Annotated in this window: 9 protein-coding genes; all 9 read left to right on the forward strand. The window is 60.5% G+C overall.

Annotation, left to right across the window (positions count from 1 at the left end):
- Positions 1 to 189: 189 nt before the first annotated feature.
- The 9 genes from pgaA (at position 190) to AC07OT_RS22845 (ending at position 19,170) form a co-directional block, all read left to right on the forward strand.
- Complete coding sequence (gene pgaA / locus AC07OT_RS22805) at positions 190 to 2,670, forward strand: poly-beta-1,6 N-acetyl-D-glucosamine export porin PgaA (protein ID WP_495109096.1); 2,481 nt, start codon at positions 190 to 192, stop codon at positions 2,668 to 2,670.
- 12 nt (positions 2,671 to 2,682) lie between these two features.
- Positions 2,683 to 4,680, forward strand: a complete 1,998-nt coding sequence (gene pgaB, locus AC07OT_RS22810) for a poly-beta-1,6-N-acetyl-D-glucosamine N-deacetylase PgaB (RefSeq protein WP_495109097.1) — start codon at positions 2,683 to 2,685, stop codon at positions 4,678 to 4,680.
- A 2-nt stretch (positions 4,681 to 4,682) separates the two neighbouring features.
- Positions 4,683 to 6,023 (forward strand): poly-beta-1,6-N-acetyl-D-glucosamine synthase, encoded by a 1,341-nt coding sequence (gene pgaC, locus AC07OT_RS22815; RefSeq protein WP_146478339.1) that lies wholly within the window; start codon positions 4,683 to 4,685, stop codon positions 6,021 to 6,023.
- A 2-nt stretch (positions 6,024 to 6,025) separates the two neighbouring features.
- Positions 6,026 to 6,508, forward strand: a complete 483-nt coding sequence (pgaD, locus tag AC07OT_RS22820) for a poly-beta-1,6-N-acetyl-D-glucosamine biosynthesis protein PgaD (RefSeq protein ID WP_495102994.1) — start codon at positions 6,026 to 6,028, stop codon at positions 6,506 to 6,508.
- A gap of 422 nt (positions 6,509 to 6,930) precedes the next feature.
- Complete coding sequence (locus AC07OT_RS22825; RefSeq protein ID WP_495109098.1) at positions 6,931 to 8,652, forward strand: ShlB/FhaC/HecB family hemolysin secretion/activation protein; 1,722 nt, start codon at positions 6,931 to 6,933, stop codon at positions 8,650 to 8,652.
- 29 nt (positions 8,653 to 8,681) lie between these two features.
- Positions 8,682 to 17,159: a hemagglutinin repeat-containing protein gene (locus AC07OT_RS22830; protein ID WP_495109099.1), complete on the forward strand. Its 8,478-nt coding sequence runs from the start codon at positions 8,682 to 8,684 to the stop codon at positions 17,157 to 17,159.
- Positions 17,160 to 17,161: 2 nt separating this feature from the next.
- Positions 17,162 to 17,536 carry a hypothetical protein gene (locus AC07OT_RS22835; RefSeq protein ID WP_065926295.1) on the forward strand — a complete coding sequence of 125 codons (375 nt, stop codon included), beginning with the start codon at positions 17,162 to 17,164 and terminating at the stop codon, positions 17,534 to 17,536.
- A 204-nt stretch (positions 17,537 to 17,740) separates the two neighbouring features.
- On the forward strand, positions 17,741 to 17,959 hold the full coding sequence (locus AC07OT_RS22840) for a hypothetical protein (RefSeq protein ID WP_495109100.1): 219 nt from the start codon (positions 17,741 to 17,743) through the stop codon (positions 17,957 to 17,959).
- 536 nt (positions 17,960 to 18,495) lie between these two features.
- Positions 18,496 to 19,170 (forward strand): hypothetical protein, encoded by a 675-nt coding sequence (locus AC07OT_RS22845; RefSeq protein WP_495109164.1) that lies wholly within the window; start codon positions 18,496 to 18,498, stop codon positions 19,168 to 19,170.
- Positions 19,171 to 19,223 lie beyond the last annotated feature (53 nt).

Consider the following 19,223-nt stretch of genomic DNA (forward strand, 5'->3'; position numbering starts at 1 on the left):
CTCCCACATTCACATTTCAGGCGGGCCGCGCAATTCTGAACAATTGTTCCGGATTGGTCTTTTCCCTACTTTCCTGAGAGATAGTTCACACAGGAAAGCTAGGCCGGGTCATTGGACGCCGGCACCCTGCGGCAATTCGCTCAGGACCACCTATCGTTACAGCTTTCCGTGTGTAAGGAAGCTCACGATATGTTGCGAAACCTACCACTCAGTGCATCAGGCCGGTTGCGACTGCTCGTCGGGGCCGCCTTATGCAGCCAATTACTGATCCCCGCCTTCGCCATGGCCGATCCGGCCTATGACGCGCTGATCATTCAGGCGCGCAACGGCAACTTCACCCCGGCCCTGACTCAATTGCGCCAACTGTCCGCCGAGCGCCAGACGCCAGGCCGGGTCAGCGATCATGTGGTGATCGCCGGCTGGGCCGGCCAGGACGCCGAAGTACTGAAGGTGTATGAGGCCCAGGGTAAACATCGCAACCTCAGCACCCAGGCGCTCGCCACTGTCGCGCGGACCTATCGCAACCAGCAGCAATGGGCCCAGGCCGAGGCGGTCTATCGCCAGGCGTTGCTGCGTGAACCGAATAACGTCGACCTGCAACTGGGCCTGGCCCTGACCCAGGCCGATGGCGGCAAGGCGGACGAAGCGGTACAACGTACCCGCGCATTGGTCGCCGCCAAGCCCGATGACCCCAACCGCCGCATGGCCCTGGGCTATGCACTTACCCGCGCCGGCTTGAACTACGACGCGCTGTTCGAGTTCGACCAGGCGTTTATCCGCGCCGGCGACAAGCCCGACGTCGCCCGCGAATACATCGTCGCCCTGCAAAAGGCCCGCCTGCCGGAAGCCGCGTTGCGCCTGTCGGCCCAGCGTCCTGGCCTGCTGGACCCGGTGACCCAGCGCCGCCTGGAAGGCGACCTCGCTGCGGAGCGTGTGCGCATGGCCGAGTTCGCCACACGCAGCGAAAAAGAACGCTACGTGATTGCCGACCGCGCCCTGGCGGATTACGACAAATTGCTCGCCCGTTGGACCCCGGACGCCAGCGCCCATGACGACGTGGTGCGCTGGCGCATCGACCGTCTCGGTGCACTCAAGGCGCGGGCGCGTACCGCCGAGGTGATCCGCGAATACGAGACGCTTAAGGCCGAAGGCGTGCAACTGCCGACCTACGCCGTGCGTTGGGTGGCTGCGGCCTACCTGGACCAGCGCCAGCCGGAAAAAGCCGAGCCGCTGTATCGCCAGGCCCTGAGCGCCCCCGACGCCGAGCCCGATGATCGGGTCGAAGACACCACTGCGCTGTTCTACGCCTTGCAGGAAAGCGATAAAGCCGAGGACGCCAACGAGGTCGCCAAGAGCCTCGCCAACAGCCAGAACCCGCGGGTCGAGCTCAAGGGCTTGCCCATCGGCAACCCCAACGACGCGTGGATGGACGCCCAGCAACTGTCGGCCCAGGCCGGCGTCTACGGCGGCGACCTGCCGGGCAGCGAAGCCGGCCTCGAAGCGCTGGTGGCGAAAGCCCCTGGCAACGTTGGCCTGCGCCTGGCCCAGGCTGACATGTACCGCGCCCGCGAACTGCCACGGCGTGCCGAAGGCATTCTGAAGGAAACCGAAGCCCAGGCCCCACGGGATATCGGCCTGGAAGTGAGCCAGGCCTACACCGCCATGGACCTGCAGGAGTGGCGCCAGCTCGACGTGCTCACCGATGATGTGCTCGCCCGCAACCCGGACAATCGCCAGGTGCAACGCTTGAGCCGCCTGCGCGACGTGCATGACATGGCCGAACTGCGCGTCGAGGCGTATACCGGCAAAAGCTTTGGCGGCGGCAATGACAGTGACGCGGGCGCCGTCGCGGGTAGCCGCGACTGGGGCATTGAGAGTCGGATCTACACGCCGCCCATCGACGAAGACTGGCGTGTATTCGCCGGCGCCGGGTACGCCAAGGCCGACTTCAGCGAAGGCACGGGCCAGCATCGCTGGCAGGTCGTGGGCGTGGAGCGGCGTACCCGCGACATGACCATTGAAGCCGAGGTGTCCAACCACTCCTACGGCGATGGCTCCAAACAAGGCGCCGCGGTGTCGATTGCCCGTGACATCAACGACAACTGGCAATACGGCGGCAGCCTGGGCTACCTCCTGAGCACCACGCCGCTGCGGGCGTTGAATGACGGCGTCACGGCCAACGGTGGCAGCGGCTTTATCCGCTGGCGCGCCAACGAAAGCCGCGAATGGAAACTGACCCTCAGCCCCTCCCATTTCAGCGATGGCAACGACCGCTTCGAAGCCTTGCTCAGCGGCCGCGAAGGCCTCTACAGCTCGCCGAAGGTGCAAGTGGACCTGGGTCTGGAAGTCGGTGCCAGCCGCAACAGCAAGGAAGACACGGTGTACTTCAACCCGAAGTCGGATTTCACCGTGCTGCCCGTCCTCAACATCAACCATGTGCTCTATCACCGCTACGAGACCCAGTGGAGTCAGCAGTTCCAGGTCGGTGCGGGTACCTATAGCCAGCGGGATTATTCCACCGGTGGCATCGGTCTGGTGGGCTACGGCCAACGCTTTCGCTGGAATGACGTGCTGGACGCCGGCGCCAACCTGAGCCTGATCAGCCGACCTTATGACGGGGATCGCGAACGCGATCTGCGTCTGCTCGTCGACCTCACTTACCGTTTCTAAAAGAGCCTGACCATGACCTTCCTCAGCCGTTGCTTGTTGGTTCTGGGCGTATTGCTGGCCAGTGCCTGCGCCCAGCAACCCGCGCCTTTCACTCCACCCGCCGAGCGGCCGACACCGGCCAACGAAACGGCGTGGCCGAAAAACCATTTCCTGGGCATTGCCTACCATGACGTGTCGGACCGTGACCCTGACCAGGCCGTGGTGGCGGTACGCACCGAGCGATTGATCGAACAGTTGGCCTGGCTGCGGGAGAACGGCTACCAGGCGGTCAGCGTTGACCAGATCCTGGCTGCCCGCAGTGGCGGCCCCGCGTTGCCGCCCAAAGCCATCATGCTCAGCTTCGATGACGGCTATTCGAGTTTCTATACCCGCGTGATGCCGATCCTGCGCGCCTATCGCTGGCCGGCCTTGCTGGCGCCGGTGGGCTACTGGATCGACACGCCGATGAACAAACCGGTGGACTTCGCCGGCTCGCCACGGCCGCGCGGCGAGTTCCTCACCTGGCAGCAGATCCGCGAAGTGTCCCAGTCCGGCCTGGTGGAAATCGCCGCACACACCGATGCCAGCCACACCGGGATCCTCGCCAACCCCCAGGGCAATCTCGAGCCGGCGGCGACCTCGCTGCGCTATGACCCGGCCACGGGCCGCTATGAAAGCCAGGCCCAGTTCCAGGCGCGGATGCGGGCGGATGTCTCGGCGATCTCCAACAAGATCCAAACCGTGACCGGCAAGAAACCACGGGTATGGGTGTGGCCGTACGGCGCCGCCAAGGGCACCTCGCTGGCGATCGTCAGCGAGCAGGGCTACCAGATGGCCCTGACCCTGGAAGACGGCCTCGACAGCTCCAGTGACCTGATGAACAGCCCCCGCTTCCTGGTGGCCTCCGACCCGGACGGCGAGCATTTCGCCAACAGCATCGTCGCCGTGCAAACCCCGGCACCGCTGCGGGTGCTGCATGTAGACCTGGACAACGTCTACGACCCGGACCCGGCCCAGCAGGCGCGCAACCTCGACCAACTGGTGCAGCGCGTGGTGGACATGGGCGCCGGTACGGTGTTCCTGCAAGCCTTCGCCGATCCCAAGGGTGATGGCCTGGTGCACGAACTGTACTTCCCCAACCGTCACTTGCCGGTGCGTGCCGACCTGTTCAACCGCGTCTCCTGGCAGTTGCACACACGTGCCCATGCCGCCGTGTATGCGTGGATGCCGGTGTTGAGTTTTGCCCTCGATCCCAAGCTGCCCCGCGTGACGCGCTGGGACCCGCAAACCGGCCAGGTCGCCACCGACCCTGACCAATACAAACGCCTGTCGCCGTTCGACCCGCAGGTGCGCAAGATCATTGGCGAGATCTATGAAGACCTGGCGCGTAACAATGCCATCGACGGCGTGCTGTACCACGACGACGCAGTGCTCTCGGACTTCGAAGACGCCAGCCCCGCCGCGCTCAAGGCCTATGCCGCCAACGGCCTGCCGGGCAGTATCCAGGCCCTGCGCGCCGACCCGGCCGTGATGCAGCGCTGGACGCGCTTCAAGAGCCGCTACCTGATCGACTTCACCAAAGAGCTGACCGCCAAGGTCCGCGCCATCGGCGGGCCGCAGGTGCAGACCGCGCGCAATATCTTCGCCGAGCCGATGCTCAACCCGGCGAGCGAGGCCTGGTTCGCCCAGAACCTCGATGATTTCCTCCAGACCTATGACTGGACCGCGCCGATGGCCATGCCGCTGATGGAAGGCCAGGAGTACAAGACCTCCAATGCCTGGCTGGAGAAGCTGGTGGCGACGGTCAAGGCGCGTCCCGGCGCGATGGAACGCACGGTATTCGAACTGCAGGCCAAAGACTGGCGCACCAAGGCCGCGCCGGATATCGACGCTGTGCAGATGGCTGAATGGATGGGTGTGCTCAAGCGCCAGGGTGTCACGAGTTTTGGCTACTACCCGGACAACTTCCTGGAAAATTCCCCGGACCTGAAGACTGTGCGTCCGGCCCTTTCCAACCAATGGAATCCATGACCATGTTCGACAGAATCCTGGCGTTATTCGTGCTGGCACTGGTATTAGGCGTGCCCCTGGGCCTGATCTTCCTGGTCACCGGGCAGTTCCTGATGGACTTCGTGTTTTTCTACCCGCTGTTCATGTCGGCGCTGTGGATCGCCGGTGGCTTGTACTTCTGGCTGCACTGGGAGCGCCACTGGCCCTGGGAGGAAGACACCCCGGCACCGACCCTGGCCGGCAACCCGCTGATCTCGATCATCATCCCTTGCTACAACGAGGGCGATAACGCCGCCGACACCATCCATGCGGCGCTGGGCCAGCTGTACCCGAACATCGAAGTGATCGCGGTCAACGACGGCTCCAAGGACAACACTGCCGCCGTCCTCGACGCCCTGGCGCTGGAACATCCGCGCCTGCGGGTGCTGCACCTGGCGCAGAACCAGGGCAAGGCCGTGGCCTTGCGCATGGGGGCGGTGGCCTCGCGCAGCGAATACCTGGTGTGCATCGACGGCGATGCGCTGCTGGATAAAAACGCGGCGGCCTACATGGTCGCGCCGATGCTCGACAACCCGCGCCTGGGCGCCGTCACCGGCAACCCACGCATCCGCACACGCTCGACCTTGATCGGCCGCGTGCAGGTGGGCGAGTTCTCCTCGATCATCGGCTTGATCAAGCGCACCCAGCGCGTATTCGGGCGGATCTTCACGGTGTCGGGTGTGGTGGTGGCGTTCCGTAAAAAGGCGCTGGACCGCATCGACTACTGGAGCACCGACATGATCACCGAGGACATCGATGTCAGTTGGAAGCTGCAGCTCGATCACTGGAGCATCTTCTACGAGCCGCGCGCGCTGTGCTGGATCCTGATGCCCGAAACCGTCGGTGGCCTGTGGAAACAGCGCCTGCGCTGGGCCCAGGGCGGTGCCGAAGTGCTGTTCAAGAATATCCGTGGCATCTGGCAATGGCGCCATCGCTACCTGTGGCCGCTGCTGTTCGAATACTGCCTGTCCACCGGTTGGGCCTTTACCTTTCTGCTGTCGGTGATCTTCTGGGGCGTGGGCAAATTCATGGTGCTGCCGCAGGCGATTGCCGTGGACTCCCTGGTCCCGCCGGCCTTTACCGGCCTGGTGCTGGCGATGGTGTGCCTGGTGCAGTTCGCGGTGAGCATCCTGATCGACCGCCGCTACGAGAAAGACCTGTGGAAAACCCTGTTCTGGACCGTGTGGTACCCGATGGTGTTCTGGCTGGTCAGCCTGTTCACCACCCTGGTCAGTTTCCCCAAGGTGTTGTTCAACCAGCACCAGAAGCGTGCGCGCTGGGTCAGCCCGGATCGCGGTATCAAACCTGTTGAAGAGGAGGCGTGAGCATGAAACTGGTCAGAACTCGCCAAAGTACCGTGATGTGGATCATCGACGTGATCCTGACCTTGATGGCCTGGGCCGGACTGGTCTGGCTGCTGGCGCGCGGGATCACTTCGATGCTTGAAACCCACGGCGGCCCGCGTATCGAGGCGCCGATTTTCGCGGCGCTCAATACCTTGCAGATCTACCTGTGGATCGCACTGTTCAACGCGGTGATCCTGGTCACCTGGGCACGCTACCAGCAACGCAAGGGGCGCAAGTTCGCCCAGCGCCGTGCCGAAGCCAAGGCGCTCAGCGATCAGAACCTGAACGAGAGTTTCAGCCTGGCCGAGGGCGACCTGGAGCAACTGCGCCGCCCGGGCGTACTGGTGATCCACAACGACGAAGACGGCGGCGTGGCGGAAGTCAAAGCCCACGTCTCCCGCGATGTGGAAAAACCAGGCTTGACCCTCGTGCCTGGCGCGTCTCAGAACAAAGACGCCAGCTAGTGGTGTAAACCACAATCCAATGTGGGAGGGGGCTTGCCCCCGATTGCGGTCGATCAGCTAATGAATACTTGGCTGACACCCCCCTATCGGGACTCTTACCCTGCCGATCCCGATTATTGGGATCCAATTCACAAAACTCCCGCGAACTTATCTGCTTTTTTCGGTACTAACTTATCTCGGAAAGAACTTGATGGCCAAGTAATGGCAACTTATAAGTTCTCCGACGAATCGCTATCAAAACAGCTGCCGCCTGTCGGAATAATATTTCCAGTTTCAGGCTTTGTATCTTTTTGATGATTTTTTATTGTTATTAATCAGCGTGTTGCGTGAATACCTGGCGCGGACATGCAACTGACTCTGTTTCTTGGGTTACTGCTAGTTCGATGTTAGTTCCGCGGCCCCTGATTTTCGACGGACCGAACATGTCTTTTTTATTGCCACGGACTCGGTATTTGCTATGCACTTTGCTGCTTGCTTATTTGAGCGGCAACAGTGCCTTGGCCGCCCCTACGCCGGGGGATCAGGACCTTATCCGCGACCGCCAGAACCGGCTTCTCGAAGAGCAGCGTCGGCGCCTGGAAGAGCTCCAGGACCTGCCCGGCAAGAGCAATCAGCCACAGGCCCCGGCACAGCCTGCGGACTCACGCTGCTTCCCCATCCAGGACATCGAACTCAAGGGCGCCGACAGCCTGTCCGCCGCCGACCGCACCCGCTTGCTCAAACCCTATATCGGCCAATGCCTGGGCGTGGCGCAGCTCAACGAACTGCTCAAGGTCATCACCGACTACTACATCGCCAAGGGCCACGTCACCAGCCGCGCCTACCTGCCGCAACAGGACCTTTCCAGCGGCCACCTGCAAGTGCTGGTGGTCGAAGGCAAACTCGAAGGCCTGAAGGGCGCCCAGGGCAGCACGGTCACCGACCGCGAGTTGGCGATGGCGTTTCCCGGCAAGGTCGGTGAAGCGCTCAACCTGCGCGAAGTCGAACAATTGGTGGATCAACTGAGCCGCCTGCCGTCCAAACAGGCGCAAATGGAACTGACCCCCGGCACCCAGATCGGCGGCAGCGAAGTGCTGGTCAAAAACCAGCCGCAAAAACCCTGGCGCGCCAGCCTGTCGCGCAACAACGATGGCCAGAAAAGCACCGGCGAACAGCAGTGGGGCGCGGGCCTGGAATGGGACAGCCCGCTGGGCCTGGCCGACCAACTGATCCTGCGCGGCGGCCACGACGCCATCAGCGACCACCAGAAAACCTCGAAAAACAGCATGCTCTACTACAACGTGCCGTGGGGCTGGTGGAACTTCAGTTACACCTACAGTGAGAGCGATTACCGCACGCCGGGCAGCGTCGATGACTTCAAATACAAGCAATGGGGCGACAGCCAGAATCACCAGCTGCGTGCCGAGCGTGTGGTGCATCGCGATGACGTGAGCAAGACGTCGGTCAATGTCGGCCTCACTCATTTGCGCACCAACAACTACATCAACGACACACGCCTGGGCGTCAGCAGTAACCGCCTCAGCGAATTCCAGGTGGGTATCAGCCACGGGCGCCGTATTGGCAGCGCGTTCGTCAACCTTGATGTGGGCATGCAAAACGGTATCGGTGCCTTCGATGCGCAAAAGGATGAGCAGACCCGTATCCGCGGCAACCTCACGCCCACGCCGCGCTACCGCAAATACACCGCCACCCTGAGCTACCTGCAGCCGTTCACGCTGTGGGGCGAGTCATTGAGTTTTTCCAGCCTGGCCACCGGGCAGCGCAGTGAAGACGTGCTGTACGCGCCGCAACGCATGAGTCTTGGCGGCTCGTACTCGGTGCGGGGTTTCAAGGACCAGCAGTTGAACGGCGACAGCGGCGGCTACTGGCGCAACGAAGTGCGTTGGGCGCGCCCGGTGACCCTCGACTGGATGCGCCCGGCCTTCGCCGAGTACGGCGCCAGTGTCGGCTACGACCAGGGCGTGATTCGCAACGATCGCTACAACGATGACCAGCATGGCCGGGTGTCGAGTAACTCCCTGGAGCTGTTTGTCCGCGGCAAGCACGTCAGCACCAGCGTGACGTTCGCCCATTCGCTGGAAAGGCCTGGCGTCGTGACCGAACGCGAAGCGCCGATCTATTTCCGCCTGGATTTCTACCTGTAATTCAACACCGCTGCCTTGAGATTTTGAATATGGACGTTCGCCCTGTTACTGCCCTGAAAAGCTTGAGCCAACGCGGCCTGGCCCTGATCCTGGCCAACGCGTTGTTCTGGCAGCCGCTGCTGGCCCAGGCCGAGGGCATTGTGGTCAGCGGCCCCGGCACTACCCTCGGGCAGGCGGGCAACGGCGTGCCGGTGGTGAACATCGCCACGCCCAATGGCAGCGGGCTGTCCCATAACCAGTTCAAGGACTACAACGTCGGTCCCAACGGCGTGATCCTCAACAACGCCACGGGCATGGTGCAGAGCACGCAGCTGGGCGGGATCATCGTCGGCAACCCGAACCTCAAGGGCGGCGCTGCGAATGTCATCCTCAACGAAGTCAACGGCGGCAGCCCCAGCCAGTTGCGCGGCTACACCGAAGTGGCGGGGCAGTCCGCCAAGGTCATCGTGGCCAACCCTTATGGGGTGAGCTGTAACGGTTGCGGCTTTATCAATACCCCCAACGTCACCCTGACCACCGGCAAGCCGATTCTTGACCAGGCCGGGCGCCTGGACCGCTACCAGGTGGACGGCGGTGCGGTGACCATCGACGGCCAGGGCTTGAACGCCAGCAACGTCGACCGCTTCGAGATCATTACCCGTTCGGCCAAGATCAACGCCAAGATCAATGCGCGCCAGCTCACCGTGATTGCCGGACGCAATGACGTCGATGCCCAAAGCCTGAAAACCACCGCGCGCGCCGACGACGGCAGCACCAAGCCGGAACTGGCCATCGACTCGTCGGCCCTGGGCGGCATGTATGCCGGTGCGATCAAACTGGTGGGCACCGAAGCCGGCGTGGGCGTGAAGCTCGACGGCACGCTCGCTGCCAGTGGTGGCGATATTCAGCTCGACGCCAACGGCCACCTGAGCATGGCCCAGGCTGCCGCCAGCGGTGCGGTGGACATCAAGGCCGCGAGCCTGGAGACCAAGGGCGCCGTGTACGCGGGCACCACCCTCAAGGCACAGACCAAGGGCACCCTGAAAAACAGCAAGACCCTCGCCGCCCGCGACAGCATCACACTGACCAGCAACGGCCAGCTGACCAACAGCGGTATCATCGAAGCCGGGGTCAACCCCGACAACACGCGCAATGCCGGTGGCGACGTCACCCTCGACAGCCAGCACCTCACCAACACCGGTACGGTGATCGCCAATCGCAACCTCACCGCCACCGCGCAAAGCCTGGATAACCACGGCGCTACCTTGAGCGCCAAGCAGGCGCTGAACGTCACCGCCGCCAGCGTCGACAACCGCAACAACGGTCGCCTGCTCAGCGATGGCGCACAGACCCTCACCGTCAGCGGCCTGCTGGACAACAGCCAGGGCGGGATCATCGACAGCACCGGTGCGTTCACCCTTAACGGCAATACCCTGGATAACAGCGCTGGTAACCTGACCGCCGGCGGGGCGATCACCCTGGATCTGATCGGCGACCTGATCAACCGCAACGGCAAGCTGGCCAGCCAGGGCTTGCTGACGGTATTCGCCAACAGCATCGACAACCGTAACACCGGTACCCTGGCCGCCAACGATGGCCTGACCCTGACCACCAGCGGCCTGCTGCAAAACGGCGGCAACGGCCTGATCCACAGTGAAAAGTCTGGCGTGACCATCACCGCCGGCACCCTCGACAACAACGGTGGCCGCATCGCCGCCAAAGCCGGTGATGCGCAGATCGACGCTACGGATTTCAACAACGGCAGCGGCGCGCTGTTTGCTCGGGATCGCGTGCACCTGACCGGTATGAATGTGGATAACGGCGGCGAGATCGCCGGCAACCGGATCGACGTCAGCCTGACGGGGGCCCTGGTTAACCGTGGCCTGATCGAGAGCGCCACCGCCCTCGACGTCGACACTGCCAGCCTCACCAACAGCGGCCAGATGCGCGCCCTCGGCACCACCGGCAAGACCCGCTACGCCATCGGTGGCCTGCTCAACAACAGCGGTAGCCTGGAGACCGCCAACGACCAATTGAGCCTCGCCGCCACCCGCTTCCAGAACACCGGTGGCAAGGTGTTGCATGTGGGCACCGGCCTGCTCGACCTCAGTGAAATCAGCCTTGATGACGTGGGCGGCAGCCTGACCACCAACGGCGACCTGACCTTCAACAAAGCCAGTTGGATTAATAGCACCGCGATCCAGGCCGGGCGCCTGACCGTCAACGTGGATAACCTGCAACAGACCGCCACCGGCAAACTGCTCGGCACCCGCGCCCTGGTCGGCAGCGGCCAGGACTGGACCGTGGGCGGCGCTATCGCCAGCCAGGGCAGTCTGGATCTTTCGGTGGGCAACCTGCTCAACGACCACGGCCTGATCTTCAGCGGCGGCGACATGAACCTCAAGGTCGACCGCCTGAAAAACCTCGGCGCCGCGATCTACGCCATGGGCAACCTGCGTGTCGACCGCGACGGTCAGGGCGGCTTGGTCACCAGCATCATCAACAGCTCGGGCACCATCGAGAGTGAGCGCAACCTGGTCCTGGCCGCCAGCACGATCCAGAACATCCGTACTGTGCTCACCACCGAGTCCGGCATCTACAGCGCCTCCATCACTCCCACGGCCTGCATCTTTCGCGTGACCGGTGGCGACTGCGAAGGCGGCAAGCAGAACCGGCCGTTCCAGATTACCCAACGGGATCACTTCATCGTCAGCGATGCCACGGCAGCGTCCAGCATTACCTCGGGCGGCAACATGCTGCTCACCGGCGGCGAGCTGCTCAACAGCAGCAGTAGCATCGCTGCCGGTGGCAACCTCACGGCCGTCGTCAACCAACTCACCAATGTCGGTATAGTGACCCACGACACTCAGTACGATCGCATCTTCACCTCCGCCCGCGAGCGCAAGCCCGGAGGCTGGTACCGCGAAGCCGCTGCGTTCACCCAGCGCTATTCGGCCGGCCAGGACATGAGCGGCGTCGAAGCGGGCCTGGCCTCGTTCATCGGCAAAATGGAGAGCGAAAAGACCGACCTGCGCAAAACCACCCAGCTGATGGTGCCCGACCAGAGCTACGCCGCCGTGATCCAGGGCGGTGGCAGTGTGGACGTGAGAGCCCAGGCCGGCATCGACAACAGCGTCGTGCAAGGTGGCTACACCTACGTCGGCAGCGGCGCCAATACCAAGGCGCCGGGCTACTCGACCCTGGTCAGCCTCAACGCGCAACTGCCACCGGACGTTGCCCAACAGCAGGTCAACCCGCTTGGCCTGCCCGGCTTCGACCTGCCCACCGGCCAGAACGGCCTGTTCCACCTCAACGCCAGCGATGGCGCCAAAGGCCTGCCCACCAGCCAGTTCGCGGCCAGCCCGCATAAATACCTGATCGAAACCAACCCGCTGTTCACGGATATGCGCAAGTTCCTGGGCTCGGACTACATGCTGACCAAGCTCGGCTATGACCCCGACACCGCGCAAAAGCGCCTGGGCGATGGTTTCTACGAACAGCGCCTGATCCAGCAAGCCGTACTCGCCCGCACCGGCCAGCGCTTCATCGACGGTCAGACCAGCGACGCCGACCTGTTCAAGCACCTGATGGACAACGCTATCAGCAGCAAAAGCGCGCTGAATTTGTCCGTAGGCGTGAGCCTCACCGCCGAACAAGTCGCCGCCCTGACCCACGACATCGTGTGGCTGGAAAACGCCACCGTCGCCGGGCAACAAGTGCTGGTGCCGGTGCTGTACCTGGCCCAGGCGAATAACCGCCTGGCACCCAACGGTGCATTGATTTCCGGCACCGACGTCAACCTGATCACCGGCAGCCACCTCAACAACGCCGGCACCTTGCACTCCACCGGCAACCTGCTGGCGAACGTCGGCAGCAACCTCACCAACAGTGGGTTGATGGAAGCCGGTGGTCGCCTCGACCTGCTCAGCGGCAACAACCTGACCAACCGCGCAGGCGGTGTGATCAGCGCGGGCAACGTCAACCTCGCCGCCGGCGCCGACCTGCTCAACGAACGCAGCGTCACCACCCACGAAAGCGCCAGCAGCTACCGCACCGAACGCAGCGACTTCGTCGACAGCGCCGCGCGCATCGAATCGGCCAACGATCTGGCCATGCAAGCCGGTGGCAACGTCAACAACGTCGGCGGCGTGCTCAAGAGCGGCGCCGACACCACGGTCAAGGCCGTGGGCGACGTCAACATCACCGCCTCGAAAACCCTCGACAGCGGCGCCATCGGCAACCGTTCCAGCTTCACCACCATCGCCCAACAGGGCTCGGTGGTCGACGCTGGCCGTGACCTGCATGTGATCGCCGGGCGCGACATCAGCGCCGTGGCCAGCCAGGTCGAAGCCAAACGCGACGTCAACCTGATTGCCACCCGCGACCTCAACGCCATTGCGGCGGCCAACGAGCAACACTCCACGGGCAACACGAAAAAGGTCAAGAGCATCGAAGACCACGTGCAGCAAGTGTCCAGCGTGATCAAGGCCGGCGGCGACGCCACCCTGAGCGCCGGGCAGAACCTGCAACTGGTCGCCAGCCAGGTCAATGCCGGCAACGAGGCCTACCTGGTCTCCGGTAAAAACCTCGAGCTCAAAGCCGCCGAAAATCAGGACTACAGCTTCTACAGCAAGACCAAGAAAACCTCCCAGGGCAAAAAATTCCGCCTGGATGAAACCGACGTGGTGAATAACGTCGGCAGCCTGGTCAGCGCGGGGACGAACAGCACAGTCGTCGCCGGTGCAGACCTGCTGCTGGCTGGGAGTGCCGTCACTGCTGAAAAAGGCGCCACACAACTCGTGGCCAGCCAGGACGTGAACATCCTCGCCGTCAGTAACGCCGACAGCGCCCGCCACGAGCGCAAGGAAAGCAAAAGCAGCTGGGGCGGCCTCAAGTCGAGCAAAGTCCAGGACAAAGTCGACGAAAAACGCACCACCGCCATGGGCAGCATGGTCTCCGGCGAAACCGTCACGGTCGCCGCCAAGCGCGATGCCACGGTCACCGGCTCGTCCCTGGTCAGCACCGGCGACCTCGCCGTCCAGGCCGGCCGCGACCTGACCATCGACGCGGCGCAGAACACCTTCGCCCGCACCGACATGCACAAGGAAAAAAATCGCGACCTTACCGGCGTGCTGACCGGCAACAAGCTCGGTCTGGATGACATGACCGGCAACCAGAAGCTGTACATCAACAGCTCGAAGCACAACGGTACGGCCAATGAAATGACCTTGACCGGCAGCACTATTGGTTCGAGTGCGGGCAATGTGTCGCTGACGGCAGGGCGTGAGTTGAAGGTGGTGGCCAGTGATCTGGTGAGCACCAAGAACATGGAGTTGAGTGGGGCTGATGTCACCGTTACTTGGGGGATGGAGATGGCCAGTCAGACCAGTAAGGACAGTTCCAAGAGCTTGGCGGTTGGGCGGGTGATCGCGGGCTCGGTAGTGGACACCGCCACCAGCATGCGCGACGCCGTCAAAGCGGCCCGTAGCGCTGATGACCCACGACTCAAGGCAGTCAAAATCGCCCAGGCAGCCCTCGCCGCCTACAACCTGAATGGCCAGGCTTCGGACGCCAATGCGCAAAGCTCCGGCTTCAAAAACAAAACCGGCGGCACGCCCGGCAACGGTTCGCTGATCAAGATCGGTACTGAACTGGCCAATAACCGCAGCAAGAACAGCAGCGAATTCAACAGTGTCACCGCCAAGCAGAGCACGCTCAACGCAGGGCAAGACTTGTCGATCGTTGCCACGGGCGCTGCGGCGGGTACTCAGGGTGATATCCAGATCACCGGCAGCAGCTTGAAAGCCGCCAACACGTTGTTGTTAGCCAAAAACGATGTGTTGATGCAAAGCGCACAGAACACCACCGACCGCAAAAACGAAGGGTCGAAAAATAAAACCGCCATTGGCGCCAGCTTCAATATTGGCGAGCAAAACGGCTTCACCCTCGACCTCGGAGCGCAGGGTGCCAAGAACAATGGCAACGGTAACTCCGTCACTCAGGTCAATAGCACCCTCGATACAGGCAGCCTGTTGTTGCAAAGCGGTGGCGATACCACCCTCAAAGGCGCCCAGGTTCGTGCGGACCGTATCAAGGCAGATATTGGCGGCAACCTCAATATCATCTCCCTCCAGGACACCGAGTCGTCGCGCAGCAAACAGAGCAGCGCAGGTTTCGGCGCGAGTATCTGCGTCCCTCCGTTCTGCTACGGCTCTACCGTAGCGGGCTCGGCGAACCTTGCCGCCGCGAATATGAACAGCGACTACAAGGGCGTGACCGACCAGAGCGGTTTGTATGCGGGCACGGGCGGCTACGACATCAATGTCGGCAAGAACACCACCCTGCAAGGCGCGGTGATTGCCAGTGAGGCGTCAGCTGATAAGAACCGGCTCAGCACGGATCGGCTGATCGTCAGCGATATCAAGAATGTCAGCGAGATCAAAAGTCAGTCTGCTGGTATTTCGGTGTCTTCCAGCAGTACCAGCGGTGCGTCGATGGGCGGCAGCATCCCGATAGCGCTCAAGGAGAAAGACCATAGCTACACCCGTAGCGCGGTCAGCGAAGGCACGATTGTGGTTCGCAATGCCGAAGGTGCCAATGACCTGGTGGGGTTGAATCGCGACACCGCCAACGCCAATCAGAAACTTGACCGGCCTGATGAAAAGGCCATGCAAGAGCGTATTGACCTGATCCAAAGCTCGGCGCAGTTGGCCAGTGGGGTGATCAGTGCGGTAGGCAGGGCGAAGGCCGATGAGGCCAAGAAGCTTGGGCAGGCGGCGAAGGAACAAGCAGACGCAGGCGCGCCTGGTGCTGCTGATACCGCCCGTGCCGCCGATCTGGCTTATTCGGAAGCCAAGCGTTGGCAGTTCGGCGGCGACAAGAAAATGATGGCCGATATCGCGACGGGACTGATCGCCGCGGGCCTTGGTGGCGCGCCCGTCGGTACGACAGTCGGTATCGTCGCCAATACTGCGTCTAGCGAGATCTTCAAGCGAGTGGGTGATTACGCTGAGGCGCAATCCCTGAACCCGAAATCGGACGCGGCCACCCGAGCCGCATGGGCAGAAGGTGGAGCAGCACGCGTCATGTTGCACGCGTTGGCAGGTGCCGCCATGGGGTTGTCCAGCGGCAGCGTGGAAAGTGGCGCGTTGGGGGCCGGTGCTTCCGCCGCCTTGATGCCCTCGATTGCAAAGGCGCTGGAAAACAGCAAATTATCTAAGGTCAGCCAGGAAAACATCACTGCGTTGGTTGCGACCGGGATCGGCGCTGGAGCAGGCGCCGGGAATGGCACCGGCGGCGCGGCTGTCGGGAGTGGGACAGGTTACGGCGTCGAAGTATTCAATCGCCAACTTCACCTGACCCAAGAGGTGCCACTACTCAAGAAGAAAGCTGAAGAGTTAGAGAAAACTTGGCGCAAGCCAAAATCGGATGCCTCGTGGGAAGACTTGCTGCGTATGGCAGCAGGATCAAAGGTCGATGCCGTCGAAAACGCCCGTTTAGATGCGCTTGAAAAGAACTGGGGCAATGACCCGACGCGGGATTGGCTGGATCGTGATTTGGCGATTGCCAGAGGTGCGATTCAAGAATTGGCTGAACAGAAGATTCCATTAACGTGGAAAGACGGCACCGCAATTATTGCCAATGGTTCTGCAGTTTATGCGTTCAACTCCACCAAAGAGCAGTTTGTAGACACGAGCCTTTTTAATGGCTTGGGCGACGGCCTTTATGGCGAATTGAGCTCATTTGACAAATGGGTTCAATACGGTCGGGAGCAGGCAGATGCTCATGCGACAGAAATCATTAACGTCTCGACCAACGAAATGGCTTCAAAAGACGCGATGTCGAGGCTGTTGTTATTAGCTAGGAAATCGGCTGAACCGGTCACGGCGGTGGATGAGGCGGCCCTTTCGCTCACAGGTGTAGGCCTGGGAGCGAGGATTTCGGCGGCGATTGCCGCTGCCTTTGCGAAAAGGAAATTGGCGACGGAGGCGTCAGGTGAGCTTTTCGTCCTAGGGGCAAACGGCACAAAAACGACTGGGACGATTGCAGAGGGGGAACGCCTAGTCTACCTATCTAACTCCACCGCGCCGAGAATCAGGGATAGGCTTTCGGCGGCGGTTAGTGATGTTCGGACAGGGTTACCTCGAGAAGGAAACGTCGCATTTGCTGAAGTGGATGTTGGTGCGCTGTCATCAGAGACTATGGTGATGAAAGCTTATAGTCAGTTTGATAATAGGGTCGAGGAGTTTTTGCCGAAGCCTGGTGGTGATCTGAATTCGTGGATATTAAAACCTCAAGTTTCTACGTCTAAATATGTTGGAACGACTGAGGGGTATCTGCGAGACATGGATACAGAATTTAAAATTTTGGAAACTTTAGCTCAGCGTCTAGGTCCGAACTCACAAACTTCTGGGCGTATAAATTTGATTTCAGAGAAAATGGTTTGCCCAAGCTGTACTAATATTGTCAATCAGTTTCGCGAGCGGTATCCTAACATCCAGTTAAATATATTTACTGTGGAGAAGTAATTATGGCGATCGATTTGGCTGTGGAAGAAATTTATCCGATAGTATCTAGGCTTTATGAAAAGGCTATATCACAGATTCGTCTTCGGCCAGAACAAGCCTTTGCTTATGTTCAAGATGAAGCGGGCTCTCTTTGCACGTCTGCTGATGTAGGTTTATTTGCAGTGTTGCAAACTGCAATATTTAGCGAGGGTATGAAGTATGGGTTAGAGTTATCTAGAGAAAGTCCTTATGCGGAGGATATGTTAGAGGGTTTGGCTAGGGCTTATGAAAAATGCTGCGCCGATGATTTAGCAGACGTGGGGCTAAAAGGGGAGAAACTGGCAGAAATGATCGATTGTATGGCACAGGTTAGGGAGAAATATCTTCTTCCTAGATAAGTTGGTGCAAAAGAACCTGCGAGCGGCTTGCCGTCTGGTGAAGCAAAGTTAGTCGATAACGGTACACCAGCGGCTAATGATGCGAATTTACAGCAACATCCACATCAGAGGAAATCGGGGGCAGATCACATTTTTATAAAGTCCCCAAATAAGCGGGGAAAATTTCTCTTGGTGGTGTGGCGCACGTAATGGTTTCGGTTGGCAATGAAAAGAAATGAGTCTTGGTGGATTGCCATCTATCTTCCTTGTGCCTGTGCGTTCGGCCTGTTGTTTATGTGTGTGTTCTTTCAGGTTGCCGGGTATTTATTGAGTGGTGGTGAAGACGTTGCCGGGCTTATAAAAGAGTATATGGCGCTCTATCTAGAAATAGCTGGGGCTGGCTTTATTCTAGGTCTCGTTCTTTGGTTTTTTAGTGTTCGTTGATCCGCTAAAAATTGGTGTCATACCGCGATTAGTGCACCAATGTATATTGGTGGTCTGACCCCTATTTCTCGAATTCCCGACTCTGATCCTGCTTTACGCGATGCTTTGCAAGCGGCGTTGGATTCAGGAAAAGCCAAGGTTCAAGGTGTAACAGTCAAAGTCGGTGTTCCCGCCCCCAGTAAAACTGGTGTAGCAGAATTTAAGGTGGAAATATGGACCAAGAAGTAATTCAGTGGGAGCGCTCGGGCGTAAACCCGAAATGGCCCTCCTACAAAAGTGTGCTGGGTCGCATAGCCAAGGGGCCACACGTCTCAGATGAATACGAGTTGAATGGCATCCGTGAATATGTTGAGCGCGGCGATGCATTTGCAAAGCCATCAATGTCTGTACCGAATAGTGACAACGTTACGCGTAGTAGCTCCGAATGGATGGCCGTCACACGAGCCCACAAGGTATTGGCGACCGCACCAGATAATCCGCGATGGCTTCTGGAGTTGGCCCATTGGCTGCGCTATTACCAAGTAGGAATTTGGCAGTTGTTCTTCTGGGCGGGTCAGTTCGACATTATTGCCAAAGCGGCAGGCAATGATCGACGCCGCCAAAACTACAGCATCCAAACCGCCACCAATATGATGGCCGCCATGGCGATCCTAGGCTGGAAGGATGCCGTCATCCATCAGGGCTATCTCACCCATGCGGCTCTCAATCGTGGGCATCAATTAGTGATTGAGTACGAAGAGCAACACCGCCGCGCCCAAGCCTTTATGCTGCGTGTGTTTGCCGATTGGGTGGGCGATGTCTCGCATCAATGGCCTGCTTATGCTTACGACGAACCCATCTACGAAGCCTTGTTGGCCAAGTGGCGCACTCCCAGCCCCGACGACCTGATGCCCTGCCTGTTGGCCGCGTGTGACCGCCACACTTGGCAAACCGGCAAAGAGAGCCAGAAGAATTTTTACGACTTCAATCAGGACTGGCACTTGGAGCGCGTGCCGGTGGAAATTCTCTATATCCTGCGCCTGCGCCAGTGGGAAGGTTTAGCCAATCCGCAGAAGATTGATCATCCGCTGCTGGCCGCGCCCTTTGATCAATTACCGCCCGAGCAGCCAGTGCCTGAGTTGGACGAGTTGATGCAAGGTGTGCTCAAGCGCGGGAGGGAAGACTGGCCACAGTACGATGAAGTGCTGTCTTTGCCAGCATTGAAGGGTTGAACAGGTGCAAAAGGACCTCCGAGCGATTTGCCCTCTGGGACAACGAAAGTCGT

It is taken from the genome of Pseudomonas sp. GW821-FHT09C10 (genome assembly GCF_059418085.1).